Genomic DNA, 24,746 nt, shown 5'->3' with positions numbered 1-24,746 from the left:
CCCAGTTCTCCGTCAGCCGATCAGGACGTCGGACCGTGCTGCTAGATCGGTTGCCACGAGTCGGTTGCGCAATTCGCCGATCCCCGTGCCTCGCACGACCACCTCGTCACCTTCCTTCATGAAGATCTGAGGCTCGCGCGCGTTGCCGACACCGCTCGGCGTCCCGGTCAGGATCACGTCGCCGGGATGCAACGTCATCCCGAACGACAGTTCGGCGATGAGTTCATCGATCGGAAAAGCCATCTGCGCCACCACCGCATCTTGCAACACCTGGCCGTTCAGCTCGCATTGCAGCCGGATGTTGGGAACATCGAGTTCGTCCGGCGTAACGATGACCGGGCCGAGCGGCATGGTGCCATCGATGCTCTTGCCCTTGAACCATTGGCCGCCGTGTCTTCGCTGCAAGTCACGCTGCGAGACGTCGTTGGCGAGGCAATAGCCGAAGACGTAGGAGAAGGCCTCGGCGCGCGGAATGCTGCGACCGGTCTTGCCGATCACGATCGCAAGCTCGGCCTCATAGTCCCACTTGGCAGATATCCGAGCATTATAGGCAATTGGAGCTTCGGGCCCGATGACGACATCGGGCGACTTCGTAAAAAAGGTCGGAGCCTTCGGCCGATCGACCTCCTGGCCCTCGCGCTTGCCGCGCCCTTCCTCGAAATGATCCCAGTAGTTCCATCCGGTGCACAGCACGTCGCGGCGGAAGCGGCGGATCGGCGCGGCCAGGAGACCGCTTGCGTACGCGATCCGCTCACCGCCATTGAGTGCACCGCGGATCGCGGCGCTCCTCACGTCGGGGGATGCCGAGATCAGGTCCACCATGTCGCCGGTGTGCTGACCGATGAGCGCGATCTCGCCGTCTTGCACGACGCCAACGCGATCCTTGCCGTTCAGATTGACAGTAGCAAATCGCATCGTACGCTCAGCCCTGCACGACCGCGATAGCGTTGATCTCGATCAGGTAGTCCGGCGACGTCATCTTGCACACCTCGACCATGGTGGAAGCCGGGGCGATCCCCGTAAAGTACTGCCTGCGGACCTTATGTATGGCCTCGAAGTGCTCCATGTTGCGAACATAGACGTCGACGCGACAGATGTCGTCCAGCGTTCCGCCGGCCTCCTCGACGGCCGCCTTCAGGTTCTCGCAGACTTGCCGGGTCTGCTCCTCGATGTTGCCAATTCCGGCAATCGTGCCGTCGGCGCGACGCGAGGTCATTCCGGACAGGAACACCAGGTGCCCCTGCGCTTCGATTGTGGTGGCTTGTGAAAAGTGACCGTTCGGCTGGCGCAACTTGGCGCTGGTGATCTTCTTCTTGGGCATCAGTGTCTCCAAATCAGGTGGATATTTCGCCTGGAACCGCGACATTCAATCGTGCGGCTGACGTACGCAGTGCCGCCAGCGTGGCGCCGGCGACTGTCACGGAGCCATCCGAGTCAGACCGCTTGCGCTCAGCGCGGTCGCCCGGGAGGCGGATCTCGGTCGCGCCAGGCGCTAGGCGCGAGGCGCGAATCTTGTCGGCAAAGGATGAGGCTGCTTCGGCAAACTCGGGAAGCGGACGAAAGCCGACGATGTTGATCGCAAGAAACAGGTTTGCACAGCCATAGGGTTTGCTCGGATCGCCGTAGAGCGGCTGCACGGCCTCGCCAATCGCGCCACTGGAGAGCCCGCCGACAAGCAGGTCGATCAACAGGGCAAGGCCAAAACCCTTGGGACCCGCCGCCGGCAACAGGATTCCCTTGATTGCCTCCGCCGGGTCGATCGTCGGCGAGCCGGCGGCATTCAACGCCCATCCCTCGGGAATGGTTTCGCCTTTGCTCTCTGCGAGCCTGATCTTGCCCATAGCGCCGGCACTCAGGGCCAGGTCGAGCACGATCGGGTGCTTCTTCGTCGGCACCGCGATCGCAATCGGGTTGTTGCCGACGACTCGGTCGATGCCGCCTGGAGCGGGCAGCAGCGGCCTGGTGTTCGCCATCGCGATGCCGACGCAGCCGCCCAGCGCCATCGCCTTGGCGAAGCGCCCTGCCGCACCAAAATGGAAGGTGTCTCGCACCGCCACGGCCGCAAGGCCATACTGGCCTGCACGTTCGATCGCCATTTCGGTCGCCCGATTACCGATCACTTGGCCGAAGCCATTCTCCCCGTCGATGACGAGCTGCGAGCCTGTATCGCTCACGATGCGGCCCTGTGCCGCAGGAGCAACGGAGCCAGACACGATCCGATCGAGATACATCGGCAGCAACATCAGGCCGTGCGAAGGCAGTCCTTCGACGTCGGCATCGACGAGCGCCTCTGCGACAGCTCGGCCGTGCGCCGCCGGCGCGCCAGCAGTGACCAGAAGGGCTGCGGCGAACTCAGTCAGCAGGCACGACGATATGGTAACGTGGTTCGGCATGATGCGAGATCTTTCGCCCGCGATCAATGCGCGTCTTTCTCATCCGTGTACCAGGATGGCTTCATCGGATAGTGCGGACCATCATAGATCTCGATCACGATCGTTTCTTCGTGCGCAAGCGTCGGTCCGTGCACATTGCCCTTGGGGTTGCAGTAGAAGCTGCCGGCTTTCAGGGCGACTCCGGTGGCCGTGTACTCATAGTGGCCCGACAGGCAGAACATCATCTGGTTCGACGCGTGCAAGTGCGGCTCGGGAATGCTTGCGCCCTTGTCGAACTTGATCAGCGCCACCGACGCCCCGGTGGCTTCATTCCGCCAGAGCATCTTCTCATGAACCCCCTTCAGCGACTTTTCGCGCCATGGCGTGGTCGCCGTGTTGATCAGGATTTCGTCCAGAGTGGGCGCCCCGTCGGGAAGTGTCATGACTTGTTCCTCTCACTGCATGCAAGGCTCGATGGAGGTCATGATATTTCACATGATACTTTTGTGCAACCCCGACACGATGAATCCCCTGCCGGGCCTGCCGGCCTCGCCTCCCGCAGTGATGGTCAGGCCGGGTCCTTGAGCGAGCCAGCCCGCAGGGGCATTGCTCCCGCGGCCCTCGGAGCGTTGTGCAGCACCTTGAGGACTCGCTCACGAAGATTGCTGAGGTGAGCTCGCATCGCGTTCGCGGCTCCGTCGCCGTCGCGACTGCGGATCGCCTTCAGGATGGCGCGATGTTGCCTGTCCGAGGCCGACGTATCGAGTGTCTGCCAGAGGTTCAGATACCAAGCGCGCGTGCAGCGCTCGTGAAGTGAAAGGGCAAAGTCGCCGAGAACGCGATTTGCCGACATCGCGCTAATCTTCTTGTGAAATGCATGGTCGCATTCGACAAAGGCATTTATTTCGCCGCCGCCAATACGCGACAGATTGCCGTCTAAAATGGCCTGCAACTCCTCGACGTCCTTTGCGGCGGCATGCGACGCCGCCGTACGGGCGATTTCAGGCTCGACGACCAGCCGCGCGTCCAGAAACTCGATAATATTGCCGATGGAATCCGGCTGAATGATCACACCCTTGCGCGGAACGACGTCAATCAACCCCTCGAGCTGGAGGCGCTGGAGCGCCTGGTGAACCGGCGTGCGGCCGAGCTTCAGGAGATCGGAGATCGCCGCCTCGTTCAGATATTGGCCCGGCAGGAAGTAGAGCGTGATCACCTTTTCCTTGATGGCCTCATAGGCCTGCTGGGCCAGGGAAGCGGACCGATCGGGACGCTCTTTCTGTCGCTTGGTGGGCTTCGAACCTCGCTTTGCGGCGGACTTGTCTTTGCTCATCTGGTCGAGACCACGCAATGTGTTGATAGGGTTGCGCATATCACAACCGGCGGAGGGCGTCGAGCAAGGGTCAGGCGTGGCAACCAAGCCAGTGTCCGCGGCTCCGAATCTGGCGCGACGGCAACCGTCGATCCGAAGCGAGTATGGTGCGCGCGCGTCTTGTGCAGTGCTTGAGAACACTTTGTGCCGCAGGTGCGTCGCGGATGTATTTACAACCCCAGAAGCTTCTGTCAATCATCTGAAATATCATGTGATGCTGTAGGTGAGATATGATGGTCGATCGCCGCGTGGTATTGCAAGGGGGAGCCCTCGGCCTGGCGTTTGTCGTAGGTGGCAGGGAAATGGTGTTGTCGCCGCGGAAGGCGCGTGCCCAGGACATCCCGCTATCAACTCTCACACCGGCCGAACGCGAGACCTTGGAGAGCTTCGGCGACGTGCTTCTCCCCGGGGCCCGCGAGGCCGGGATTGCCCATTTCGTCGACCATCAGCTTGGCGTGTCGCCCGGAGAGGCGCTCCTTCTTGCCCGCCTCGTCAACGTCGCCCCGCCGTTCGTCAATTTCTATCGTGCCGGCCTGAAGGCCCTCGACGAAGCCGCGACCAAATCACATGGCGCGCCGTTCGCACGGCTCTCCGAAGACACGAAGATCGCTTTCGTCGACCAGATTCGCCAGCGTCCGCCCGACGGCTGGGTTGGCCCGCCCTCCCCCTTCTTCTACTACGTGGTGCGCAACGACGCAGTCGACGTCGTCTACGGAACCGTCGAAGGCTTCGAGAAGCTCGGCATCCCCTACATGCCGCATATTCCTCCGAGCGCGAAATGGTAAGCACGGCGCCCACGCGCGAGAGGGCCGACGTGCTCATCGTCGGGGGTGGCGCCGCTGCACTCCTGATGGCCGCCAAGCTTGGCGCAGCGGGCAAGCGCGTCGTGGTCCTCGAACAGGGGCCGGACTTCACCTTGAACGATCTTATCAGTTCCCAGATCTGGGCACGCCGGCTGAAATGGGGCGGCACGCCGATGCTTCTGGAGGGGCGTCATCCGGTCGGCTTCGCCTACAACGCCGGCTGGGGCGTCGGCGGCGCGGCACTCCACCAATTCGGCAACTGGCCACGATTGCACCCTGAGGACTTCCGCATGAAGTCGCTCCACGGACGGGGCGCCGACTGGCCGATCGACTACGCCGAGTTGCGGCCGTATTACGATCGGATTCAGGAGGAAGTCGGGCTCGCTGGCGATGCCCTGGCAGAGACATGGCGCCCGGAGGGTGCGCCCTACCCCATGCCGCCCACCCGGATCTTCAAGCACGCGGAGCTCATGGCGGAAGGCTTCCACAAGATCGGGATCCGCACGGCGCCGATGCCGGTTGCGATCAACACGGTGGAACGCGACGGCCGTGCCGCCTGCATCTACGACGGCTGGTGCGAGGCTGGATGCCCGATCGGTGCGCTTGCCAATCCGCAAGTGACTTATTTGCCGGTGGCGATCAAGGCGGGAGTCGAGATCAGGTCCGGCTGCTACGTCACGCGCGTGCTGTTGGATCCGCGACAACAGCGAGCTGTCGGTGTCGAGTACTATGACAGCGAAGGAACACGGCACGAGCAGCCGGCGAAACTGGTGGTTCTCGCTGCCTTCGTCGTCGAGAACCCGCGCATCCTGTTCAACTCCGCCACGGAGAAACATCCCGCGGGCCTTGGCAACCCCAACGGCCTCTTGGGCCGAGCGATCATGACCCATGCAGGCGCAAATGTCTGGGCCATGTTCGACGAGGACGTTGAAAATCATCTCGGCTTGTCGGCTGCGCTGCTGATGTCGCAGGACGGTTACGGCAAAGAGAGCCGATCCGGCGCGTTTGGCAGTTATACGTGGACCATTGGCATCGCGCAGAAGCCGAATGACGTTCTCGGCTTTGCGAACGCGCGCGGAGCTCTTTTCGGCGCGGCGCTGCACGAATTCATGAGGAAGGCGGCGCGTGGTGTCGGAAAGGTGCAGGCGGTTTGCGAGGAGATTCCAACCCCGGAAAACCGCGTTCTGCTGTCGGATCAGAAGGACCGCTTCGGACTGCCAAGGGCCCGCGTGATCCACAATTTTGAGGAGAACGCGGTCAAGCTATTCGAGTTTGCGCGTGACGAGGGAATTCGTGCGCTCAGGCAGACTCGTGCCGTAGACGTCTGGGCCGGGCCTACGCCGAACATCTCCCACGTTGCCGGCGGCACGCCCATGGGACGCGATGCAGCCTCGTCGATCACCGACAGCTACGGCCGGATGCACACCTTTCCAAACCTCTTCGTGGCCGGCGCCGGCCTCTTCACTACCGAAGGCGCCGTGCATCCAACATTCACGGTGCATGCGCTCGCGCTGAGAAGCGTCGAGCACATCATCGATCGCTGGGGCGGGCTCGTCGAATAACCTCCGGAAGACCAAGGCAGACGCGAATGGCTAATCTGGACAAGGTTGACGCGGTCGTCGTCGGAAGCGGCGCGGCAGGCTCCATCTTTGCCGCAACTCTGGCGAAGAGCGGCAAGAAGGTCGTTGTCCTCGAGCACGGACCAGATCGCCGCGAGGACGAGTGGATCAGCTCTATGATCTGGGGCCGCCGGCTCAAATGGGGTGGCGCGCCGGTTCTCGCCGACGGCAAGAACCGCTACGGCCACAACTTCAACTCCGGCTGGCTCGTCGGTGGCTCGACCGCCCATCATTTCGCCAATTGGCCGCGGCTACAGCCCTCCGATTTCCGGATGAAGTCGCTCTACGATCGGGGACTCGACTGGCCGATCTCCTACGACGATCTCCGCCCGTTCTATGACCGGATCCAGACCGAGGTGGGCATCGCGGGCGATGCCGCCGCCGAAGTCTGGCGCCCACCCGGGGCCCCCTATCCGCTTCCCCCGCTTCGTTCATTTCGTCACGCCGACATTGTGGCCGACGGAATGCGCAAGCTCGGCATGCGGGTCGCGCCTTTGCCCTCCGCAGTCCTGAGCACGGACTACAAAGGCCGCCCCGCCTGCATCTATGACGGCTGGTGTCATGCCGGATGCCCGATCGGCGCGATCGGCAACGCTAATACGGTGTTCTTACCGCAGGCTATCAAGGCAGGCGCCGAGATCCGGCCGTCGAGCTATGTCACGCGCGTACTACTCGACTCCAAGGGCGAGCGGGCCGCCGGCGTCGAATACATCGGGCCCGACCGCGCCAGGGTGGTACAGCCGGCTGACGTCGTTGTTCTCGCAGCCTTCGTGGTACAGACCCCACGGATTCTGCTGAATTCCGCGCATGATCGGCATCCCACAGGATTGGCCAATTCGAGCGGCCTGCTCGGTCGCTACGCGATGACACATGCCGGTTCGGGGGGGTGGGGATTGTTCGACGAGGACGTCGAGAACCACATGGGCATCACGGGAGGATTGCTGATGTCGCAGGACGGATACGCAAAGGATGCGCGCCCCGGCATGTTCGGCAGCACCATGTGGCAGATCGGATTCGCCCAGAAGCCGAACGACATCCTGGGTTTTGCCAATTCACGCAGCGCGCTGTTCGGAGCGGACTTGCACGCGCATATGAAAGCTGCCGCGCGCGGACTGGCGCGAATCCTGGGACTCAACGAAGCCCTGCCCAATCCGGACAATCGGATCGTGCTGTCTGACCAGAAGGATGAATTCGGCGTCCCGTTGGCGCGCGTCGTTCACTCCTATGACGACAGCGCCTTGGGTCTATGGCGGAACACGAACGAGGAAGGATTGCGGATCATGGCTGCGGCCGGTGCCAAATCGGCCTGGTTCAACCCGGATCCCGGCGGCATCCATTTTCACGGCGGCACCATCATGGGCGCAACGGCAGCAACATCGGTAACTAACGACTATGGCCAGACCCACGACATCCCCAACCTCTGGATCGGCGGTCCCGGCCTTTTTCCAACGGAAGGTGCGGTCAACCCAACCTTTACTGTGAGTGCCTTGGCGCTGAGATCTGCGGAAAGACTGGTGGTTTTTTGGAATACGCTACTACGCTAAGGTGTCAGGGGGTGATCTCGGTATCAGGACCGCTTGCGTGCACACACGCGGATTAAGAGCGTGTCAAACTGAGGCTTCACAATTCGCGCGTCCGCGCGATGAGATAAGATCGGACGTGTAAAAGTCCACGGCCCGGTCGGTAGTCCGGGTGGCAGCTACGCTCGTACGGCCGGACTCGTCGGGCATCCGGCACGTCCTTTTCCAGGCGATGGGAAAGGTGCGTCCGGATGAACCGTCTAAAGCGTTTTATTCATTCTCCTCTGAGCTTTGGTGCTCCATTCCACATAGGAAAGCGCCGCCAGCGCACGCCCATCGCACTCCGCCGGCGCGCGGAACAAAGCCGTTTTGTCGCCGCCCGCCTTTTCGATGGTCAGGCACACCTTCGCTTCGCGCAGGCGTCGCCATACGCAATGGAAAGAACGGTATGACCGAAAAGATCCTGGTGACCGGCGCTACCGGCAATACGGGTCGTTACCTCGTAGAGATGCTCCTCGCCAAAGGCGAGTGCGTCAAAGCGACTTCCCGCGGCGAAGCCGCGGTGGCAAACACCGAAGCCGTCCGCTTCGACATGACCGACGCCTCCACCTACGCTAGCGCGTTCCAGGGCCTCGATCGCGCGTTCATGGTTATTCCCGCCGGCTATCTCGACAACATCGAAGGATCCTTTTGATTTCCTTTACCTGTATCTGCCGCACAACGCGCTGAATGAGCTGGCGAACGAGCTTGATGTTGGTCGCGTTGAATATGACGTTGTCGCGGGCGCGAACTTCCTCGATCCAATCATGGCTCATCTGGGCGGTTGCCTTCTGCCGATGCTCGAAAGACCGCATGAGGCCAACGAGCTGTTCGTGGGCCACGTCGCGATGGCGCTCAATACTCATTTCCTCAAGAAATATGCCGTCAGCCACCCTCGCAATCGCTCTTACCGCAGCGGATTGGCGCCATGGCAACTTCGGACGGCGAAGGCACTCATTCGCGCGAATCTCGATGGCGAGATCGCGTTGGCACGAATCGCCAGCGAGTGCGGCGTGTCAGCCGCCCACTTTGCCCGCGCTTTCCGAGTCAGCACGGGTACACCGCCCCATCGCTGGCTGATGAATCAACGTATCGAGCAAAGCAAGGCCTTTCTGAAAGACTCAGCATTGTCACTCACGGAAATTGCGATCAAATGCGGCTTTTCCGATCAGAGTCACTTCACGAGAGTATTCTCGGCGGCGGTGGGCACCACACCGGGTCGATGGCGACTGATCCGGAAGGACTAGCGCATTTTCCGACCTGGCGGAATCGGAGGGGGATTCCCTTGTGAGGCAAATCGTAATTCACCCTGAGGGCCGGTGATGGAGGCCAGCCCCCATGGCTAAAGCGCTCTCGCCGGACCTTCGCCTTCGCATTATTCGGGCTGTGGAAGAGGAAGGGATGAGCTGTCGGGGCGCCGCTGGACCGGTTCGGCGTAGCGCCATCGACAGCGATCGAACTGGTTAGCGAGTGGAGAAGCACCGGCGCCTGTGAGGCGGGAGCGCAGGGTGGAGACCGGCGTTCAGCTCGGATCGAGGGGCATGCTGCGGAGATCTGTAAATCGGCGTGGGGTCCTCACGCCGATCGGCGCGCTAAGTCGTTGATTCAGATGACTGCGGAGGGTCATTGTTCGGCGCCGATTTACACCCGTAGCTCACCATCTGCGATGCAAAACCGTGCCCGACGCGCAATGGAATGTGGTGTGTCTGCAGCAGCAATTCCGCGAGATTTATCGTCTCGGTCCAATCGCTCTCGAAGCTTTCCAGATGCGCGGCTTGTCGCCAAGGGCTCGCGGCATTCTGCGACCGATCGGTGGGTTGGTGCGGCGCCGTTGCTATTGCTCTGGTGATGGCGCGCATTCGGAGCGGCTAGCGAACCTCGGCGCGCGAAATCGCACAAGGTCGTGGTGGGGTACAAAATCGCATAAATGGCGGAGAGAGTGTTCAGTCAACCTCCATTGAAAAATAAAGCATTTTTGGCCTTCTTGGACTGAAACCCATCATTCGAGCTACGCCCGCAAACCGGCGGTTCGCCTCCGCATTTGGATGAAATCGTTGCCGCCCACCGCCTCGAGCTTCCCAACTTGTCGTAATCGCTTTGTCAATCAGCCCGCTAATTTTTGGGCGCCGATCCCCTCGCTGGCTTAGGGGGCAAGATGCAGGCCGAATGACACCGTGTCTTCCGACGCTCCAACACTTCGCGGATCAAAGGCAGACGATCATTGCCAAAATACATATCGGTTCTGTCAATGAAGAATGTCGGCGATCCGAAGCCGCCGCGTGCGATTACCTCGTCTGTGTTGAGCCTGAGCTGATTCTTGACCGCCTCTTCGTTGATACTTCGAAAAAATTCCGCAGGATCGATGCCCAACTTCATGCAAATGTTCGTCAGCACAGAATCCTGGGAGATGTCCTTGTCCTGACCCCAATAGGCTTCGAACACGGCAGTCGCAAACGGGACCATCTCGTCGCTGCCGAGCCAGACGCAGCCGCGCATCGCCCTTACGCTGTTCACCGGAAAGACCGTCGGTGGCATCTTGATCACAAGACCGGCCGAACGAGCCCAATCGGCGAGATCTTTCAGCATGTACTGCGCTTTCGGCGCGATCGGATTTTCGCGCGAGGCATAAACGCCTGGATTGACTGCATTAAAAATGCCGCCAGCCAGCACGGGCCGCCACGAAAGCGACTCGCCGAACTCCTTCGCCAATTTTTGAATGTTGTGGAAGGCGAGATAAGTCCACGGACTTGAGCAGTCGAAGAAAAACTCGATCATCGGTCGTTACACTCACCATCTCTCCGGTACGCGATGCTGCGAGCCAGCATTTCGATTTTCACTCGCCAGAGGCCTCCATCGCCGTTCATTCCGTGACGACCCTGGATGCGCCGAACATGATTCGCTTTGCTTCGTCGGAGAACGGCTCTTTCACGAATTTGCCGACCGCAAGGCCGGCCTGCACTTGCGGCCGTTCGCGAACTTCCGCATACCAGCGCTTGACGTTCGGATAGTCGTCGAGTGTGAAGCCTTGCGCCTTATGGGTCATCGTCCACGGGAAACAAGCGATGTCGGCTATCGTGTATTCGTTGCCAGCGACAAAGCGTCCGGTCTTGCCCAATTGGGCATCAAGCACACCATATAATCGTGTCGCCTCACGCTGATAACGGTCGATCGCATAGGGGATCTTCTCCGGCGCATAGAGGCGGAAATGACCGTGCTGACCGAGCATCGGTCCAAGACCGGCCATCTGCCACATTAGCCATTGTAAGACCCCGGTACGACCACGCACATCCACTGGCTGGAATCGTCCGGTCTTCTCGGCCAGGTAGATCAGGATCGCACCCGTCTCGAACACGGAGATGGGCTCGCCATCGTCGGCAGGCGCGCGATCAACAATCGCTGGAATACGATTGTTCGGGCTGATAGCGAGAAACTCGGGAGTGAACTGTTCACCAGCGCGAATATCGATCGGCACGACGGTATATGGCAGCCCCAGTTCCTCGAGCAGAATCGAGATCTTCCAGCCGTTGGGGGTCGGCGCATAGTGCAAGTCAATCATTCGGGACGTTCCTAGGGGGCGACTCGTTCGAGCCCTGCTGTGCTCTTCCTAGGTCTGTTCGAGCCGGGCAACGGACCCGGTCTGACGAACGCGTTCACCACGTTGCTCAGAAGCTGCGAGACGTTGTTCTCGAAGCCGTTGATAGGAAGGGCACTTCCGAACGCGATGGATCCGGTTGCAAACACCGCGCCATTATTCGGCGCCTCGAAGTATACCATGTCGGCCCGCAGGATGTAGTTGTGCGTCCCGCTGAATCCCTGGTGGGCGTGGGCTCCCTCCTCGTCGTGGGCGATGTAGTTGTCGGGGTGACCACCCGAGGATGCGATGAGCTTAGTGTTGGGCGGCGTGCCGAACCCCAGCTTGTAGCAGTCGATCTCAATGCCCGCCGCTCCGCCGTTGCCTAGGCCGAAATCACCAATGATCTCGCCTTCGATCCCCTCGGTGATCCAAGCGAGCGCAGGATCATAGCTGTCGGGCATCCGCCGGTAAGGTTGGCTATGGGCGAAGCCCTCGCCGGCAAATGTATTGCCGACCAGCTTCTGCCCCCAGCGCTGAAAGCCGGTCCAGATTCCACCCATCTGGCCCGTCGTGGCGAGGTAGTATTCGCCCGGCCGTGCCGCCCAGGCGATCCAGTGTCCACCTGTCTTGCGGCACTCCATGATCCACGGTTCGTCATCGCGAAACGCCACATTGCAGCAGAAGCTGTTGGCGCCCATGCAGATGAAGCGCCCACCGCCGGCGATGTAATCCTCGTGCGCGTCGAGCATGCGCTCGGAATGATATTCCGGATGGGTGGAATTCAGAATGCACGCGTAGGGCGCCATCGCTGCGACACCCTCCAGATGTACATCTTCGTCGGTCAGTACGTCGTAGTCATACCCCTTGTGCTCAAGCCACGCCAGGATCGACAGGTCTGCCGGAAAATTCCACGGCAAGTCGAATGCGGCGATCCGGTATTTCGGCCGCATGTTCACCATCGGGCGACGGTAGCTCGTGTAGCAGACGCCGGCGCCATCCGCATGCGTGTCGTAGCAGCCCGCACCGAACTCCGGATTTTCGTAGATCTCGATATCGACCTCGGAGATCGTCGGCGGCTGGCCCGCCATTGGCTGCACGATCTGGCCGTCTGTCGCGAAGCGCTCGTTGGCATAGGCCAGATAGGTCGCGGTGGAAAACAACAGAGCAATTCGCGCTGTAGGCATGCGGGACCGAACGAAGAAAACGATGTACTCTTCGGCCAGGCCCTCGCCGTCGCCGCCGCGTACTCTCATCGCGTAGGCTCCGCTGCGCAGCGTTTCGGGCAGCTCGAGCGTCTTTGTGGCGTTCCAATTGCTGTCGATCATCGCGTCGGCATGGAACTCGATGCCGCCGTATTGATGCGGGGCGAGCCGGAAGCAGTCGTTGCGGCCATTCCAGTTGTAGCCGGTCTGTGCACGCACCGGCCTGTTGTAGCCCTCCGCATCGAGCCGGTTTGGTCCAATGTCGACTACGAGATCGCCGATCCCACGATCGGTATACCCCTTCGTTGTGTCCCAATATGCGACCATGCCGTCCAATGGGGGCTGCCCACCTGAGCGGATTGCATCGAGCTCCTCGTGATCCAAAGGACGATCGAACACACCACAACGATCGATCTTGCCGCAGTACAGCTGCGAGACGAAATGCCCGCGTAGCGCGTGCCAGTCGCGCGAGCCCGCCACAAGGAACGGCGTATCGGGCAGGTTGTTCTGCCTGAACCGAAACATCTCCGACACATGCGAGCGGTATTCGACCGGCGCGACTTTGCTGAGCAGGCTGTTGTAGCGGCTCACGACCCCTTCCTGGTACAGCGTGGCGCGGCCGCTTCGCGCATCGAAAGTGGCCGCGACGAAATACCAAGCCTGCTTCTGCAGCGGCAGCTCAGCCTGGAGATAGTCGACCTCGTTTCCGCAACCGACCCAGAACTCCAGCCTGCCGCTTGGATTGATTCCAAGACCATAGCCGTGATTCCTGTCGTTATCCCAGCGGCCCAGGAGGCATTGCCGATGCCCGACATCGGGCCATGTCGGCCAGATAAATGCACAGAGCGTGATGCTGCCGTCGAGTGCGAGCTTGCGATCGGGGTCGGCCACCTCGAGGAAGGCACCGACCTGCGTGAACTGCTTCTCCACCTGCCAGGTGCCGTTGGCGGCGCAGTCGATTTCTTCGTCGATGAATCCCGGACCATGCGGATGCTCGTCGCCATGGATCAGGCGCACGAGATGGGCTTCAGCAGTCGACGTGCCGTCGGCACTGACATGAAATTGTATGGTGTCGCCCGGCTTCACCGAGATCTTGTCTGCGTAGCCGAATATCTTGATCTGCGCCATGGTGCGGAGTTTCCCATCGTGAAGCCGGACAAGGTGCCCTGCCCGGCAGGCGAGTTGCGCTAGGTTTCGAGAAGGTCGCGGATGCAGCGCAGGAACAGGCCGTGACGGGCATCGTTCGCCGATGTGTAGATGGCATCATCGACCAAACGCGGGGGGACACCCCGACGTCCCGAGAGCCTAACGACCTGATAGCGCCGGAACGGCTCGATTGCTCTGACCGCATATCTTTGCTCAAGCGGGCGTTGACGAAAATAGATCAACAATCGCTCGAGCCTCTCGCTGTGTTGTCCCAGCGCCGATTGCCGGTGCTCCTCGATGACCTCGGGGTTCACCAGCGTCCGCAGGAACTCGCGGCGGAAGCCGTCGAATCGATCCCGAACGATGATGTCGCGGTCCTCGGACCTGCCGTACTCGAGAGGCAGCATTCTCAGCTCTCCACCTGCAAATGCTTGACGTGCGCCACGGCCGCGGAACGTGCCGACGCGGCTCTCCCTAACGGATGCATCAAGCCCACTGCTTTTCCTCGTTGACCCATGCGAACCCGGGCAACCTGCCGGCCCCGGCGAATGCCTCCACGACATTCGCCAGCACGCGGGATGCGCCGTTCCTGAAATTGTTGATCGGCAGCGATTGCGCGAATGCGACCGAGCCACATGCAAACACAGCGCCGCCATGGGGGGCCGTGAAGTAGGTCATGTCGGCATGAACCCGCCAGTCATACGACCCATAGAGCCCAAGGTAGGAATAGAGGACGAGCTGCTGGTTCACGACATAGCTGTCCGTGTGGCCCCCTGACGAGGTGACGATCTTGGTATGCGGCGGTGTACCCAGAGCGCGGTCATAATAATCGAGCGCCAGCCCCGCGGCGCCGTCATTGGCAAGACCGGCGTCACCGATGATCTCGCCATCGACACCTTTGGTGATCCAGGACACTGTGCGGTGATAACTGTCCGGCATCCTCCGGTACGGTTCGCTTCGTCCAGCGCCCGAGCTGCTCAGGCCTATGCCAACCAGCTTCTGGGTCGCCCGTCCGAGCACCTTCCAGGGACCGCCACGCATCCCGTCCGTTGCCATGTAGTGCTCGCCGTAGCGGGAGACCCACGGCTTGTACCCATCATCGCGACGTCGACATTCCATGATCCATGGCTCGCCGTCGCGAATGCCGGCGGTGGCGTTGAACCCGTTGCCGCCTGCATAGATGTAACGACCGCCACCGGCGATATAATCCTCGGTCGCATCCAGCATTCGCTCGGTGTAATATTCCGGGCGCGAGCCGCTGATCACGCAGGCGTATGGCGACAACGCCTCCGACCCGTCGCGATGCAGGTCCTCGTCGGTCAGGACCTCGTATTCGAAGCCGCTCTGGTCCAGCCATGCGATGATCGATAGGTCCGCAGCCAATCCCGAAGCCACATCGAGGCTCGGCATCCTGTATCTCGGCCGCATGTTCATGACCGGACGGTGATAGGAACTGTAGCACACGCCATTGCCATCGGCGTGCATGTCGTATGTCGACAGCCCGAAATCGTCTCGCATATACATCTCGATGTCGATATCGGACAGCACAGCCGACTGTCCCGTCAATGCTTCGCGCTCCGGGTGATCAAAGCTCAGGCGCTCGTTCGCAAAGGCAAGGTAGGTGAGTGTCGGAAACAGGAATGCAATGCGCGCCCGCGGTCTTCCCGGCCGCACGAAGAAGACGACATGCTCCTCGCTCGGGCTCTTTCCCCGGCCAGATCGCAGCCTCATGGCATAACAGCCGCTTTTGAGGCCGTGCGGCAGGGCGACAGCCTTGGTCGCCTTCCAATTGCAATCCGTCAGCGCGTCGGCATGAAACTCGATTCCCCCGAACTCTTGCGGAGCCAGACGGAAACAATCGGTGAAGCCTTCCCAGTTCCAGCCGGTCTGGCCGCGAACGGGCCGATTGTATCCTCGGGCATTCAGCTTGTGCCGGCCGACGTCGACCACGAGATCACCGATGCCGCGGTCGGTGTATCCGGCGCTCGTATCCCAGTATGCAACCAGGCTGTCCATCGCAGGGACGAGCCCGCTCCTGATCGTGTCGAGCTCGGCGGGCTGCAGAGCCTGGTCAAATGTGCCGCACCGGTCGATCTTGCCCCAATAGAGTTCCGACACGCACGCCCGCTGTTGCGCGTCGCGGCTACGGGAGCCTGCCATGATAAACGGCGTTGAGGCCAGGTTGCCGGGCTTGCTCCGGAAGATCGCAGATTTGCGGGATTCGTAGTCCACCAGCGCGACCTTGCCTAACAGGCCGTTGTACCTGTTGCCGACACCGACCTGGTGCAAGGTCGCGCGCCGGGTCTCGGCATCGAAGGTGGCGGCCACGAAGTACCACATCTGCACCTGCAGCGGCACGTTGGCGGTCAGGCGCTCGATCTCTTCGCCGCGTCCGATCCAAAACTGCAGATGGCCCTTCTCGTCAATGCCGATCCCGTAGCCCTGCTTTCGATCGCCGTCCCATCGGCCGATAATCGTTTGCCGTTCTCCGGATGCGGGCCAGGTCGGGTGGATGAACGCGAACAGGGTGAAGCTGTTGGCGAACGCCAGCCGGCCCTCCGGATCATCGACTTCGAGGAACGATCCTACCTGGGTGAACTGCGGCTCGACCCGCCACCGGCCGTTCGCGGTGCACGCCACCTCTTCCTCGATGAAGCCTGGCCCTGCCGGGTTCTGGTCGCCATGGACAAGACGCACCAGTTGCGCCTCGGCCGTATCCGTCCCCTCGGCGCTGACATGAAACTGAATGGTCTCACCCGGCTTGACCGAGATCCTGTCCGTGTAGCCAAAAAGCCTGACCGGTGTCACCGCCAACTCCCTCCTTTACAAGCCCAACGTCCGCCGCGCAGGCCGGACACGCTTCATCCGTGATCAGGACTCCAGCAGATCCTGAACGCGCCGCATGAAGACGCCGTGGCAGGCCTCATCCGGCGTCGAGTAGATCCTGTCCTCGACCACACGCGGCGCCACGCCGCGATGTCCGGATAGAGCGACGATGCGATAGCCTTCGAAGCGCTCCACGGCCATGATGGCGTATTTCTCCACTTGGGGACGGGTGCGGAAGTAGATCAGCAGCCGCTCGAGCGCCTCGCTGTGCTGCCCGTTGAGAGAGTGGCGATGCTCCTCGATGATCTCCGGCGACACCAGCGTCTTGAGATGGTCGCGGGTCATCTTGTCGTGGCGCCGCTGATAGATGACGCTCTTGTCCTCGGTCTCGGTCGCTTCCTCGGGTAGCATCTCGCCGCCCTTCTCCGCTCGGGTCGATCGCCGCTCGCTCTTCTTCTTGTCGCGCCAGGCACGGAACTGCGCCTTGATGCCGAACAGCCCGTTGCGCAGGTAGAGGACGACGAGGAGCATGATGAGCCCGATGATCATGAAGCGAGCCGGTCCCCACGTATTCAGCACCTGGTCGAAGAACACGACGATGAGCGTGCCGACCACCGCGCCTTCGGCACGTCCAACGCCGCCAATCACCAGCATGGCGAGGCCGAGTAGCACGGTATCGAAGTTGAAGATCGAGAACGCCACGCCGCCGAAATTCGAGGTGTAGAATCCACCGATGAAGCCCAGCGCCGCCGACGAGATGAGGAACACCCAGACGCGCGCCTGACGAAAGTTGACCCCCGTCGCCTCGGCGAAGGCCTCGCGCTTTTCGGGCGCCATGCGCAGGATGCGTCCAAGCCGGCGGCCGTTGACGAACCGGTAAAGCACCAAAGCCAGCAGCATTAGGCCGAAGCAGGCGTAATACGCCAGGAGCAGCTGACCCAATTGCGACCAGTCTTCCGGGATATAGGTCGTGGCGCCGTACAGGCCGCCGTTCGCGGACCCGAATTCCTTCGACGTCACGAAGTAGACCCGGCAGAGCTCGTTGAGCCCAAGGGTGAGAAGCGCATAGTAGAATCCGTCGAGCCGCGTCGCCGGCAGCGCGATGATGCCGCCGAAGACCAGCCCCACCACAGCCCCGATCGGCGGCAACAACCACCAGGGCAATGCGAACTTGACGGCAAGCAATGCCGTGACGAACGCTGCCGTCCCGACGACCGCATAGGTGGCGAGCGAAAAGACGCCCGCAGTTCCCATGATGAGCATCCAGCACAGACTGATAGCGGCATAGATGCCGAACGTGGCTCCCGCGGTCAGCAGCGTGTTCTGCAGATCGCCTGGCGTGTACAGGGGAGCGATCGCCAGCGCAAGAAGCCCCAACATCCACCAAATGGGCCGCTTGTCGACGATCGTCTTCTCCGCGCGCAAGGTCTTCGGGTTGTACTCCCCGCGCAGGCGAAGCACGCGGCGGCGCGTCGGCCAGTAGCGAAGACGATTCCACATCGCTCCGCCGTGGCTCGGCCATTTGTAGTAGTAGCGCAGACGGCCGACGGGATTCAGCTTCGTCGTCGATCGACGCGTTCTTTCCCAGACCTCCTGATGGCTGCGGAACGGAATCGTCGCGAGCTCTTCGACGTCGCGCTTGCCGCCCCAGACGAAGAGCGGATTACGCCACTTGATGCCGCTATCAACTGACATTGCTCAGGCCTCCCTCGCCTTGTCGAGCAGCCCGGCGATGCCGCGCGGACGGACCAAGAGGATGACGATGATCACAACGAACTGGGTGATGAGAACGTAGCGGCCGCCGATCGATATGCCCGTCAGCGCCTCGTTCAGGCCGAGCACGATGGCGGCGATGACGGCGCCGCGCACGCTGCCGAGCCCGCCACAAAGCGCAATGCTGACGCCCTTGATCATCGGCATCAGTCCGCCGAACGGCGAGATGTAGTAGGTCTGCGAGAGGAGAACGGCCGCGAGGCCCGCCAATCCGCCCGTGATGCCCATGACATAGAAGGAGGTTCGCCGAACGCCGATGCCGACGATGGATGCGGCATGCGGATTCATCATCATGGCGCGGATTTCGAGACCGCGGCGGCTGGACTGCATCCACCGCAGAACGATCGCCAATATCAGGACGGATGTCACCACGTTCCCGACCTTGTCCGCCGTGAAGACCATGCCCGGCAAGGACAGCGACCAGTTTCCGAAGATCTCCGGCAGACTCTTCGATCGCGGGCCGAACCACCAGAGCAGGAATTGCGTGCCGATCAGATTGATCGCGAGCGTCGCAATCAGACCCCGAATGGTGAAGTTTGGTTTGTCGTGGATCGGTATGAACCCGACCGCACAGATGATCACTCCCCCGAGGGCGCCTGCGAGGATACCCGCGGCCAGCACTGCAGGCCCCGATGTGGAGACATGCTGGGCAAACAGCCAGGCGCCATAGCCCGCGAATGCAAATATGAAGCCGTAGGCGAGGTTGAGCAGGCCGAGGCTCGACCACGTGATCGAAATTCCGATCGCAAGCGTGCCGTAAATGCACGCAAGGAGGATGGTGTTGCTGACGATGAACCAGATATCCACGTTTTACGCCTTTCGATAAACGTTCAACGCGAGGGCCGCCGAGGCCTCACCCTTGAGCTTGCCGACATGCATGCCGATGACGCGATCGACCCGTCCCTCGAGCAGCGCAACGTTCTGCTCCGCAATGATCATCGCGGCATTCCCGAGTTCGACGGCCATCAGTGCATTGATCACGCTCTTGCCGATCTTTGGCGCCAGCCCGAGCGATGGCTCGTCGACGAGGAAGAGCGACGCATCCGTCATCAGGCCGCGGCCGATCGACACCATGCGCCGCTCGCCGCCCGACAGGCGCCCCACGGGTACGCCCATCAGCTTCCGCAACGGTGGAAATATCTCCAGGATGCGGAGCTTGCGCGCGGCGCGGTCGCGCCAGGCGGCCGCGGTGTAGGCCCCGGAATCGAGATGCTCCTCGACGGTCAGGCCATGGAAGATTTCGTCGCCCTGCGGAATCAACGCCAATCCTGCGCGCACGATCTCGTGGGTGTAGCGCCCCGGCCCCTGGCTACGCGTGCGACCGACCTCCCTGCCGTTGAGCTTGATCGAGCCGCGCTGCCAGCCGGTAAGTCCGGCGATTGCATAGAACAGAGTCGACTTGCCGTGGCCATTCAGGCCGACGATGCCGATCCGCTCCCCACACTGGACGACGAGGTCGAGATCGTGGATGACGCGAACCGGCCCATAGCCCGCGGACAGTCCGTTGACGTTCAGGACCTCGCGCTGCGGCTGACGGGCCGGAGCGCCCGGCAAATGGTTGCTCACGGAGATATTCATGCATCGGCCTCTTCGCTGAAATCCTCGAAGTAGGCCGCGTGGACCTTCGGATCCGCCATGACGTCGTCCATCAGGCCCTCGGAAATGACCTCCCCGGCATCCATCACCAGAATGCGGTCGGCGATCGTCCCAAGGAGCTCGATGCGGTGCTCGACGATGAGGATCGCAATGTTCATTTCCTTGGCGAGGATCCGCAGCAGAGTATCGATCTCGTCGACCTCCGAATTGATCAGCCCGGCCGCCGGCTCATCCAGCAGCAGCAACGAGGGCCGGCGCATCAGCAGGCAGGCCAGCAGCAATTTGCGCCGGTTGAAGGTCTCGAGCTGCGTCGCCGGCGTGTCGTCATTGATCTTCAGACCGACGAGGTAGGCGCCATATTCGGCATCGAACCTGGTGAGAAACGGACGATGAGCCTGACGCGCCGCCTTGAACGTCTCGCCGACGGTCAGCTCGTCAGGGACGACCGGCGTCTGGAACGTGCGACCGATCCCCAGGCGCGAGCGGGAATACAATGGCAAGCCCGTAACATTCTCGCCCTTGAACCACACCGAGCCGCTCTTTGGCGGCATACGGCCAGACAGGATTTCAAACAGACTGGTCTTGCCCGCACCGTTCGGTCCGATGATGCCCAGCACTTCCCCGGCCTCAACATGAAGGTTGATATCGCGGAGGATCTCGCGACCGCCGAGATCGAGCGAGATGCCGCTGCAGGAGAACAGGGCGGCCTTTCCGCCCTGTTCTCCCGTACCGTTTCGGGAGATCTGTCTGAGCATCAGTTCCACCACGGCGCAGAGTGCAGCTTTGTTTCCGAGACGGGTCCGGGATAGACAATCTTGTGCTCGCCACCCTGGATCTGGACATAGAGCTGCGCGACGCCGGCCTCGAGCTTCCCCGCCTGCAATTCGTCGCCGCCATTGTCCGGGAAATGGCGCGCTTCCTGATATGGGTTGCCCATGTCAACGTAGCCGCAGACACCGCGCTGCGGGTTGGCCCGGATCCAGTCGCAGACCTCCTTGAACTTCCGGGGATCGCCGACGGCTTCCCAAGCCTTCTTGAGGTAGTAGGTCTGATCGTAGGCAATGCCGGTATAGGCAAGCCCGGCAATGCCGGGGAAACGCTTCTTGTACTTCTGTCTGTAGGCGAGCCCCCTTTCGTCACCATAGATGCCCATGGTCGTGCCCCAGACGAAGCCGTTCGCCGCCGAACCAGCAAGCTCGAGGAATTCCGGTTGCGAGGGGCCGTACTGGAGATAGACGAGCGAATCGCGCACCGGGCTTGCCACAAACTGCTTGCAGAAGGCGGCGTATTCAGCAGCCACCCAATGGTCCACCATGATCGCGGCAGCATCGACCTCCTTCATCTCGCGAATGACCGGTGCCCAGTCCTGCACGGGATACTGGATATCGGTAATGCGAGCGACTTCGAACTTGCCGCGTCGCTTGATCGCTTCCTGTGCCGCACGCGATATCGTTTGGCAGTAACCGATCTGCTCCTGAATGATATGAACCTTGCGGTTCTTTGGCTTCCAGACGCCCCCCTGCTCCTGGTCTTCCAGCCAGAGAGCATAGCTCCATCCGTAGTTCACCTCAGACGGACAGAACTGGAAGATGTGGCTGTATTTGTCCGGCTGCTCCTTGACGGCAGAGGTGCCGGCGCGTTGCGCATTGCCGTTGATGTAAGGACATTTGTACTTCACCGTCGCGTCCATCGCTGGCAAGGGGACAAGCGTGAAAGCAAAGGAGATCGCATCGACCTTGGCATCAACGCAGGCGGCCAGCGCCTGCTTGGAGGATTCCGGCGAGAGAACGTTCATGTCCGTTGTGAACAGCTTCAGCGGCCTGCCGAGGATGCCGCCTGCGGCATTGATCTCCTCCATCGCGAGCGTCGTCCCGTTCAGAAAGTCCTGATGATCCGCGACACCGGCTGCAGCCGTCTGGCAGTAGGGAACGCCGAGAACGATCGGCTGGGCGGCAAGCGCCGACCGTCCAACGAACGGTGCGGCCATGGCGGCGGCGCCGATGCCCGCGGTCACTGAACGCCTGGTGAGTTTGGAAATCATCCGAGCAACCTCTCCTGCAATCGCGCGCGGGTCCTCGGCATCGCGACCGAGGCCAGGCCGGATTTCTGTTAACGCTAAGACGATGCAATCAGGCACCGTCGGGTGGTAGCGGCCTCGATCCGTACCGCACGGACTGACATGTGGTTTTGGCCGAACCGCATGGACCAGAACCTCGGTTTTCTCCCGATTTTCAGCAATACGTCAGCTGACCGATTTTGAAGCCTGATCTGGACGGCCTCGGCGCAATCCAGGACCGACGCTGCGGGTGCGAACAGGGCGCAGGGTGACGACTTGGGCAGCAAGCTACGCCCAGATTTTCATCAGCCGATGGCGCTGAGGTCCTCTTGCGTCAGAATTGCTGGCCCGAACGAGGTGAAGCGAGACACTGTTTTGACTAAAGGAGTGACCGCCTCTAACATGCATTGCAAGTTTCGGCCCGGCGTCTCGGCTCGATCCGGGGTGGTCGAGATCCGCAGAGCAAATGGCCACCGTCGTGATGTGGCAGCTCGCATCGTTTTGGCGCGGTCCTTGCTCCGCTGAGGATCCGCAATGCCGCTGGTCTAACGGATCGTTAGCGGCCAAGAAGAAGATTCGATCACGAACCGTCGGCAGGATCTTTCACGAGTTGGAGGCTCACCGTGAAATCGGTAGCGATCGACCATATGACGTCAGCGACGGTGCGGCTCGATACACCGGCGGCAGCCCTGAATGATCAGATCGTCGATCAGGCCACGCAGGTGACCCGTCTCTTACGCGAGTTCGTTAGGAGCGAGGCCATCGCCCTGATCGCGATGGACCCGATATCCCGAACCCATCGCCCTCTTGCCGCCGACGGGTACACGGACAGAACGATGTCCTACGTGCTCGACGGATTCCCGAACTCCTGCCCGGCCTACGCGATCGCTCGCGAGAAAGACACGCATTCGCTGCGCTGGCGGGACTACAAGCGTGACTGGAATCTCTATTTGCCGGATACATTCACCGCTCAAGAATACCTAATGCCCGATGGCTTCAGAGAAGGCTCTACGATGTGTCTGCGCGTCGCGGATGGCCGCTACATTGGGGCCATCCACATGAGCTGGTCCAAGGAGGCGCACGCCAAGGACGAGCACCGCGAGATAACGGAGCGCTTCCGCCCGATTCTGCTGAACATCTGCGATCAGCTCAGGACACCACAGCTGCTGGCCGATGAGCTGGCACCAGGCGCCTATGCCATCGCGGTCTCCCCGAACGGGTTTGCATTCCACCTCCCCAACCGTAATCCAGGACCTTATCTCGGCGAAGGTGGAGAGCTTCGCCGGCTCGTGCTGGAGAAGGCGAAATCGCCCAGCGCTCAACGCTTTGTCTGGCCGGACGAGGCCGGCCGCTGTCACCAGGTTACGATCACACCCTGCCGCGGAAACATCCTCCTTATCACAGAACAATGCATTCGCTGGCCGTACAATCTCTCGCTCCGGGAGATACAGATCCTGCATCTCGTGACCAGCGGCGCGTCAAATCCCAACATCGCCGAGCAACTCTTCGTGTCGCCCCGCACGGTCTCGACGCACATCGAGCATATCCTCGCAAAGATGAGCTGCGACTCGCGCACGCGCCTGGCGGCGCTTGCGGTGTCCGAAGGACTGCTGCTGGCGGAGTCCCCCTCCCGACGGTCTCGGAACTTCGCTGGCCATTGATCGGCCGCGACCACTTCAGCAGGGTGGTGCGCCTTGCGCAGGCCCATCCTTCAGAAGCACCACGAGACCCGCGGCCACGAGGCAGGCGAGGCCGACGCCGGCGAATCCAACCGCATAGGCTGCGAGGCCAAGGGCGCCGATCCCGGCCGAAGCGATAGCGCCTCCTGCCAGGTGCATCACCGTCATCCAGCCCATCGCTCTGCCGACGCGGCGCGTGCCTAGACTTCCGGACATCAGCCTGACCAGCGCAGGGAACGTCAGTGCCGCATCAAGACCGTAGAGCGCGCCAAACCGGGCCAATTCGACCAGGCTGAAGCCGGTGAACGGAAGCCAGAGCAAGAGGAGCGCGCGGACGACGAAGTAGAGCGCCAGCACCGTTCGCACGGGGCACCGGTCCGCAAGATACCCGCTCACCACATTCCCTATCGCACCGCCGAACACGACAATCGCCATGACATCGGCGCTCGATGTGAGGTCGAGACCCGCGCCCATGCAGAGCATACCGAGCTGGCCGTCGATCAAGCCGGATGTCGACGCGCCGCAGATGCAGAAGATCGTCGCAAGGACCCAGAACTCCCAGTCCTTCTCCTTTGGACGCGATGCCGCGTGCTGCTTGGACTTGGGCTCTCGCGGCGAGGCTCCTCGTCGGGATATAGGGACAAGGACAACGGCGAATGCCATGGCGAGCACGCCGACGGCAGCGGCCTGGAACACGAAGCACCAATCGAGCGCATTGGCCGCGCGCGATGCCAGCAGCAGCCCCGCCGCCGATCCCAGCGGCTGCATCGACGCGAAGAGACCGAAGCGTGTCCCACAATGCACCGCGCCACCACGGCTGCCGGCCATCGCGCCGAGAAGGGAGGCGCTCAAAGAGCCACTGAAACCAATACCCAGCCCCCAGGCCGCAGTGAGATGCCACGGCGACGCCGCGTACGTCGTCGATGCAAGCGATAGCGCAAGGAGAGCCAGACTGGCGATCAACGGTGCTCGAACGCCCCAGCGTTCGAGGCTGTACGCCGCGAACGGCGATGCGCCCCCGGAGACTGCGATGCCGAGCGTGATCGGCAAGGACACGTCGGAGGGCTGCAAGCCCCGATCTTGCTGGATCGTGATGGCCAGCAATGCGGGGAGGACGCGTGCGGCCGAGCCTGCAAAGATCGCCAAAGCGACGATCGCGGAGGCCATCG

Annotated in this window: 22 protein-coding genes; 6 read left to right on the top strand and 16 right to left on the bottom strand. The window is 61.7% G+C overall.

Going from position 1 to position 24,746, the window contains the following annotated elements:
* Nucleotides 1-12: 12 nt before the first annotated feature.
* The 5 genes from JQ587_RS28390 to JQ587_RS28370 form a co-directional block, all read right to left on the bottom strand.
* Nucleotides 13-915, bottom strand: a complete 903-nt coding sequence (locus tag JQ587_RS28390) for a fumarylacetoacetate hydrolase family protein (RefSeq protein ID WP_212427509.1) — start codon at nucleotides 913-915, stop codon at nucleotides 13-15.
* A gap of 7 nt (nucleotides 916-922) precedes the next feature.
* Complete coding sequence (locus JQ587_RS28385) at nucleotides 923-1,321, bottom strand: RidA family protein (RefSeq protein ID WP_212427508.1); 399 nt, start codon at nucleotides 1,319-1,321, stop codon at nucleotides 923-925.
* Nucleotides 1,322-1,334: 13 nt separating this feature from the next.
* Nucleotides 1,335-2,393: an Ldh family oxidoreductase gene (locus JQ587_RS28380; RefSeq protein WP_212427507.1), complete on the bottom strand. Its 1,059-nt coding sequence runs from the start codon at nucleotides 2,391-2,393 to the stop codon at nucleotides 1,335-1,337.
* Between the two features lie 23 nt (nucleotides 2,394-2,416).
* Nucleotides 2,417-2,815, bottom strand: a complete 399-nt coding sequence (locus JQ587_RS28375; protein ID WP_212427506.1) for a cupin domain-containing protein — start codon at nucleotides 2,813-2,815, stop codon at nucleotides 2,417-2,419.
* Between the two features lie 125 nt (nucleotides 2,816-2,940).
* Nucleotides 2,941-3,792, bottom strand: a complete 852-nt coding sequence (locus tag JQ587_RS28370; protein ID WP_212427505.1) for a GntR family transcriptional regulator — start codon at nucleotides 3,790-3,792, stop codon at nucleotides 2,941-2,943.
* 182 nt (nucleotides 3,793-3,974) lie between these two features.
* On the opposite strand from JQ587_RS28370, the gene JQ587_RS28365 reads away from it, so the two are divergent.
* The 5 genes from JQ587_RS28365 to JQ587_RS28345 all read left to right on the top strand — a co-directional run bounded on the left by JQ587_RS28365 (nucleotide 3,975) and on the right by JQ587_RS28345 (nucleotide 8,972).
* Nucleotides 3,975-4,529: a gluconate 2-dehydrogenase subunit 3 family protein gene (locus JQ587_RS28365; protein ID WP_212427504.1), complete on the top strand. Its 555-nt coding sequence runs from the start codon at nucleotides 3,975-3,977 to the stop codon at nucleotides 4,527-4,529.
* Between the two features lie 29 nt (nucleotides 4,530-4,558).
* Nucleotides 4,559-6,109, top strand: a complete 1,551-nt coding sequence (locus tag JQ587_RS28360) for a GMC family oxidoreductase N-terminal domain-containing protein (RefSeq protein WP_212427503.1) — start codon at nucleotides 4,559-4,561, stop codon at nucleotides 6,107-6,109.
* Nucleotides 6,110-6,135: 26 nt separating this feature from the next.
* Nucleotides 6,136-7,710, top strand: a complete 1,575-nt coding sequence (locus tag JQ587_RS28355; protein ID WP_212427502.1) for a GMC family oxidoreductase — start codon at nucleotides 6,136-6,138, stop codon at nucleotides 7,708-7,710.
* Between the two features lie 424 nt (nucleotides 7,711-8,134).
* Nucleotides 8,135-8,380: an SDR family oxidoreductase gene (locus JQ587_RS28350; protein ID WP_212427501.1), complete on the top strand. Its 246-nt coding sequence runs from the start codon at nucleotides 8,135-8,137 to the stop codon at nucleotides 8,378-8,380.
* A 112-nt stretch (nucleotides 8,381-8,492) separates the two neighbouring features.
* Nucleotides 8,493-8,972 carry a helix-turn-helix domain-containing protein gene (locus JQ587_RS28345; RefSeq protein WP_212427500.1) on the top strand — a complete coding sequence of 160 codons (480 nt, stop codon included), beginning with the start codon at nucleotides 8,493-8,495 and terminating at the stop codon, nucleotides 8,970-8,972.
* Nucleotides 8,973-9,837: 865 nt separating this feature from the next.
* Here JQ587_RS28345 and JQ587_RS28340 read toward each other — a convergent pair.
* From JQ587_RS28340 to JQ587_RS28295, 10 genes are all read right to left on the bottom strand, one after another.
* Nucleotides 9,838-10,500 (bottom strand): 2-hydroxychromene-2-carboxylate isomerase, encoded by a 663-nt coding sequence (locus tag JQ587_RS28340; protein ID WP_212427499.1) that lies wholly within the window; start codon nucleotides 10,498-10,500, stop codon nucleotides 9,838-9,840.
* Nucleotides 10,501-10,585: 85 nt separating this feature from the next.
* On the bottom strand, nucleotides 10,586-11,281 hold the full coding sequence (locus JQ587_RS28335; RefSeq protein ID WP_212427498.1) for a glutathione binding-like protein: 696 nt from the start codon (nucleotides 11,279-11,281) through the stop codon (nucleotides 10,586-10,588).
* Between the two features lie 11 nt (nucleotides 11,282-11,292).
* Nucleotides 11,293-13,629, bottom strand: coding sequence for a N,N-dimethylformamidase beta subunit family domain-containing protein (locus JQ587_RS28330; protein WP_212427497.1), 2,337 nt, complete (start codon nucleotides 13,627-13,629; stop codon nucleotides 11,293-11,295).
* A gap of 59 nt (nucleotides 13,630-13,688) precedes the next feature.
* Nucleotides 13,689-14,054, bottom strand: coding sequence for a N,N-dimethylformamidase alpha subunit family protein (locus JQ587_RS28325; protein ID WP_212427496.1), 366 nt, complete (start codon nucleotides 14,052-14,054; stop codon nucleotides 13,689-13,691).
* Between the two features lie 79 nt (nucleotides 14,055-14,133).
* Nucleotides 14,134-16,455, bottom strand: a complete 2,322-nt coding sequence (locus JQ587_RS28320; RefSeq protein WP_212427495.1) for a N,N-dimethylformamidase beta subunit family domain-containing protein — start codon at nucleotides 16,453-16,455, stop codon at nucleotides 14,134-14,136.
* Nucleotides 16,456-16,518: 63 nt separating this feature from the next.
* Nucleotides 16,519-18,168 carry a branched-chain amino acid ABC transporter permease gene (locus JQ587_RS28315; RefSeq protein ID WP_212427494.1) on the bottom strand — a complete coding sequence of 550 codons (1,650 nt, stop codon included), beginning with the start codon at nucleotides 18,166-18,168 and terminating at the stop codon, nucleotides 16,519-16,521.
* Between the two features lie 3 nt (nucleotides 18,169-18,171).
* Nucleotides 18,172-19,053 (bottom strand): branched-chain amino acid ABC transporter permease, encoded by an 882-nt coding sequence (locus JQ587_RS28310; protein WP_212427493.1) that lies wholly within the window; start codon nucleotides 19,051-19,053, stop codon nucleotides 18,172-18,174.
* Between the two features lie 3 nt (nucleotides 19,054-19,056).
* Entirely contained in the window at nucleotides 19,057-19,824 is a 768-nt protein-coding gene (locus JQ587_RS28305; RefSeq protein ID WP_212427492.1) for an ABC transporter ATP-binding protein, read from the bottom strand.
* Nucleotides 19,821-20,597: an ABC transporter ATP-binding protein gene (locus tag JQ587_RS28300; RefSeq protein WP_212427491.1), complete on the bottom strand. Its 777-nt coding sequence runs from the start codon at nucleotides 20,595-20,597 to the stop codon at nucleotides 19,821-19,823. The genes JQ587_RS28305 and JQ587_RS28300 overlap by 4 nt, the downstream gene beginning before the upstream one ends.
* Nucleotides 20,597-21,883 carry an ABC transporter substrate-binding protein gene (locus JQ587_RS28295; RefSeq protein ID WP_212427490.1) on the bottom strand — a complete coding sequence of 429 codons (1,287 nt, stop codon included), beginning with the start codon at nucleotides 21,881-21,883 and terminating at the stop codon, nucleotides 20,597-20,599. The genes JQ587_RS28300 and JQ587_RS28295 overlap by 1 nt, the downstream gene beginning before the upstream one ends.
* Before the next feature lie 638 nt (nucleotides 21,884-22,521).
* Here JQ587_RS28295 and JQ587_RS37080 point away from each other — a divergent pair.
* Nucleotides 22,522-23,559 carry a response regulator transcription factor gene (locus JQ587_RS37080; RefSeq protein WP_212427489.1) on the top strand — a complete coding sequence of 346 codons (1,038 nt, stop codon included), beginning with the start codon at nucleotides 22,522-22,524 and terminating at the stop codon, nucleotides 23,557-23,559.
* 15 nt (nucleotides 23,560-23,574) lie between these two features.
* Here the strand turns inward: JQ587_RS37080 and JQ587_RS28285 are convergent, their stop codons facing one another.
* A complete protein-coding gene (locus tag JQ587_RS28285) occupies nucleotides 23,575-24,744 on the bottom strand; it encodes an MFS transporter (protein ID WP_212427488.1) in 1,170 nt (389 codons plus the stop codon).
* Between the last annotated feature and the right edge of the window lie 2 nt (nucleotides 24,745-24,746).

Origin of the sequence: Bradyrhizobium manausense (assembly GCF_018130615.1) — a bacterium.
Lineage (GTDB): Bacteria > Pseudomonadota > Alphaproteobacteria > Rhizobiales > Xanthobacteraceae > Bradyrhizobium > Bradyrhizobium manausense_A.
The sequence above is the reverse complement of the archived record's forward strand: the minus strand, read 5'-3'. Positions and strand labels throughout refer to the sequence as shown.

Bases quoted from the DNA above. Each gene is read 5' to 3' on its own strand.
- JQ587_RS28330 (WP_212427497.1), bottom strand. From the start codon at position 13,629: ATGGCGCAGATCAAGATATTCGGCTACGCAGACAAGATCTCGGTGAAG.
- JQ587_RS28350 (WP_212427501.1), top strand. From the start codon at position 8,135: ATGACCGAAAAGATCCTGGTGACCGGCGCTACCGGCAATACGGGTCGT.
- JQ587_RS28355 (WP_212427502.1), top strand. From the start codon at position 6,136: ATGGCTAATCTGGACAAGGTTGACGCGGTCGTCGTCGGAAGCGGCGCG.
- JQ587_RS28295 (WP_212427490.1), bottom strand. From the start codon at position 21,883: ATGATTTCCAAACTCACCAGGCGTTCAGTGACCGCGGGCATCGGCGCC.
- JQ587_RS28340 (WP_212427499.1), bottom strand. From the start codon at position 10,500: ATGATCGAGTTTTTCTTCGACTGCTCAAGTCCGTGGACTTATCTCGCC.
- JQ587_RS28315 (WP_212427494.1), bottom strand. From the start codon at position 18,168: ATGTCAGTTGATAGCGGCATCAAGTGGCGTAATCCGCTCTTCGTCTGG.
- JQ587_RS28390 (WP_212427509.1), bottom strand. From the start codon at position 915: ATGCGATTTGCTACTGTCAATCTGAACGGCAAGGATCGCGTTGGCGTC.
- JQ587_RS28305 (WP_212427492.1), bottom strand. From the start codon at position 19,824: ATGAATATCTCCGTGAGCAACCATTTGCCGGGCGCTCCGGCCCGTCAG.
- JQ587_RS28385 (WP_212427508.1), bottom strand. From the start codon at position 1,321: ATGCCCAAGAAGAAGATCACCAGCGCCAAGTTGCGCCAGCCGAACGGT.
- JQ587_RS28300 (WP_212427491.1), bottom strand. From the start codon at position 20,597: ATGCTCAGACAGATCTCCCGAAACGGTACGGGAGAACAGGGCGGAAAG.
- JQ587_RS28335 (WP_212427498.1), bottom strand. From the start codon at position 11,281: ATGATTGACTTGCACTATGCGCCGACCCCCAACGGCTGGAAGATCTCG.
- JQ587_RS28345 (WP_212427500.1), top strand. From the start codon at position 8,493: ATGGCTCATCTGGGCGGTTGCCTTCTGCCGATGCTCGAAAGACCGCAT.
- JQ587_RS28365 (WP_212427504.1), top strand. From the start codon at position 3,975: ATGATGGTCGATCGCCGCGTGGTATTGCAAGGGGGAGCCCTCGGCCTG.
- JQ587_RS28375 (WP_212427506.1), bottom strand. From the start codon at position 2,815: ATGACACTTCCCGACGGGGCGCCCACTCTGGACGAAATCCTGATCAAC.
- JQ587_RS28380 (WP_212427507.1), bottom strand. From the start codon at position 2,393: ATGCCGAACCACGTTACCATATCGTCGTGCCTGCTGACTGAGTTCGCC.
- JQ587_RS28285 (WP_212427488.1), bottom strand. From the start codon at position 24,744: ATGGCCTCCGCGATCGTCGCTTTGGCGATCTTTGCAGGCTCGGCCGCA.
- JQ587_RS28325 (WP_212427496.1), bottom strand. From the start codon at position 14,054: ATGCTGCCTCTCGAGTACGGCAGGTCCGAGGACCGCGACATCATCGTT.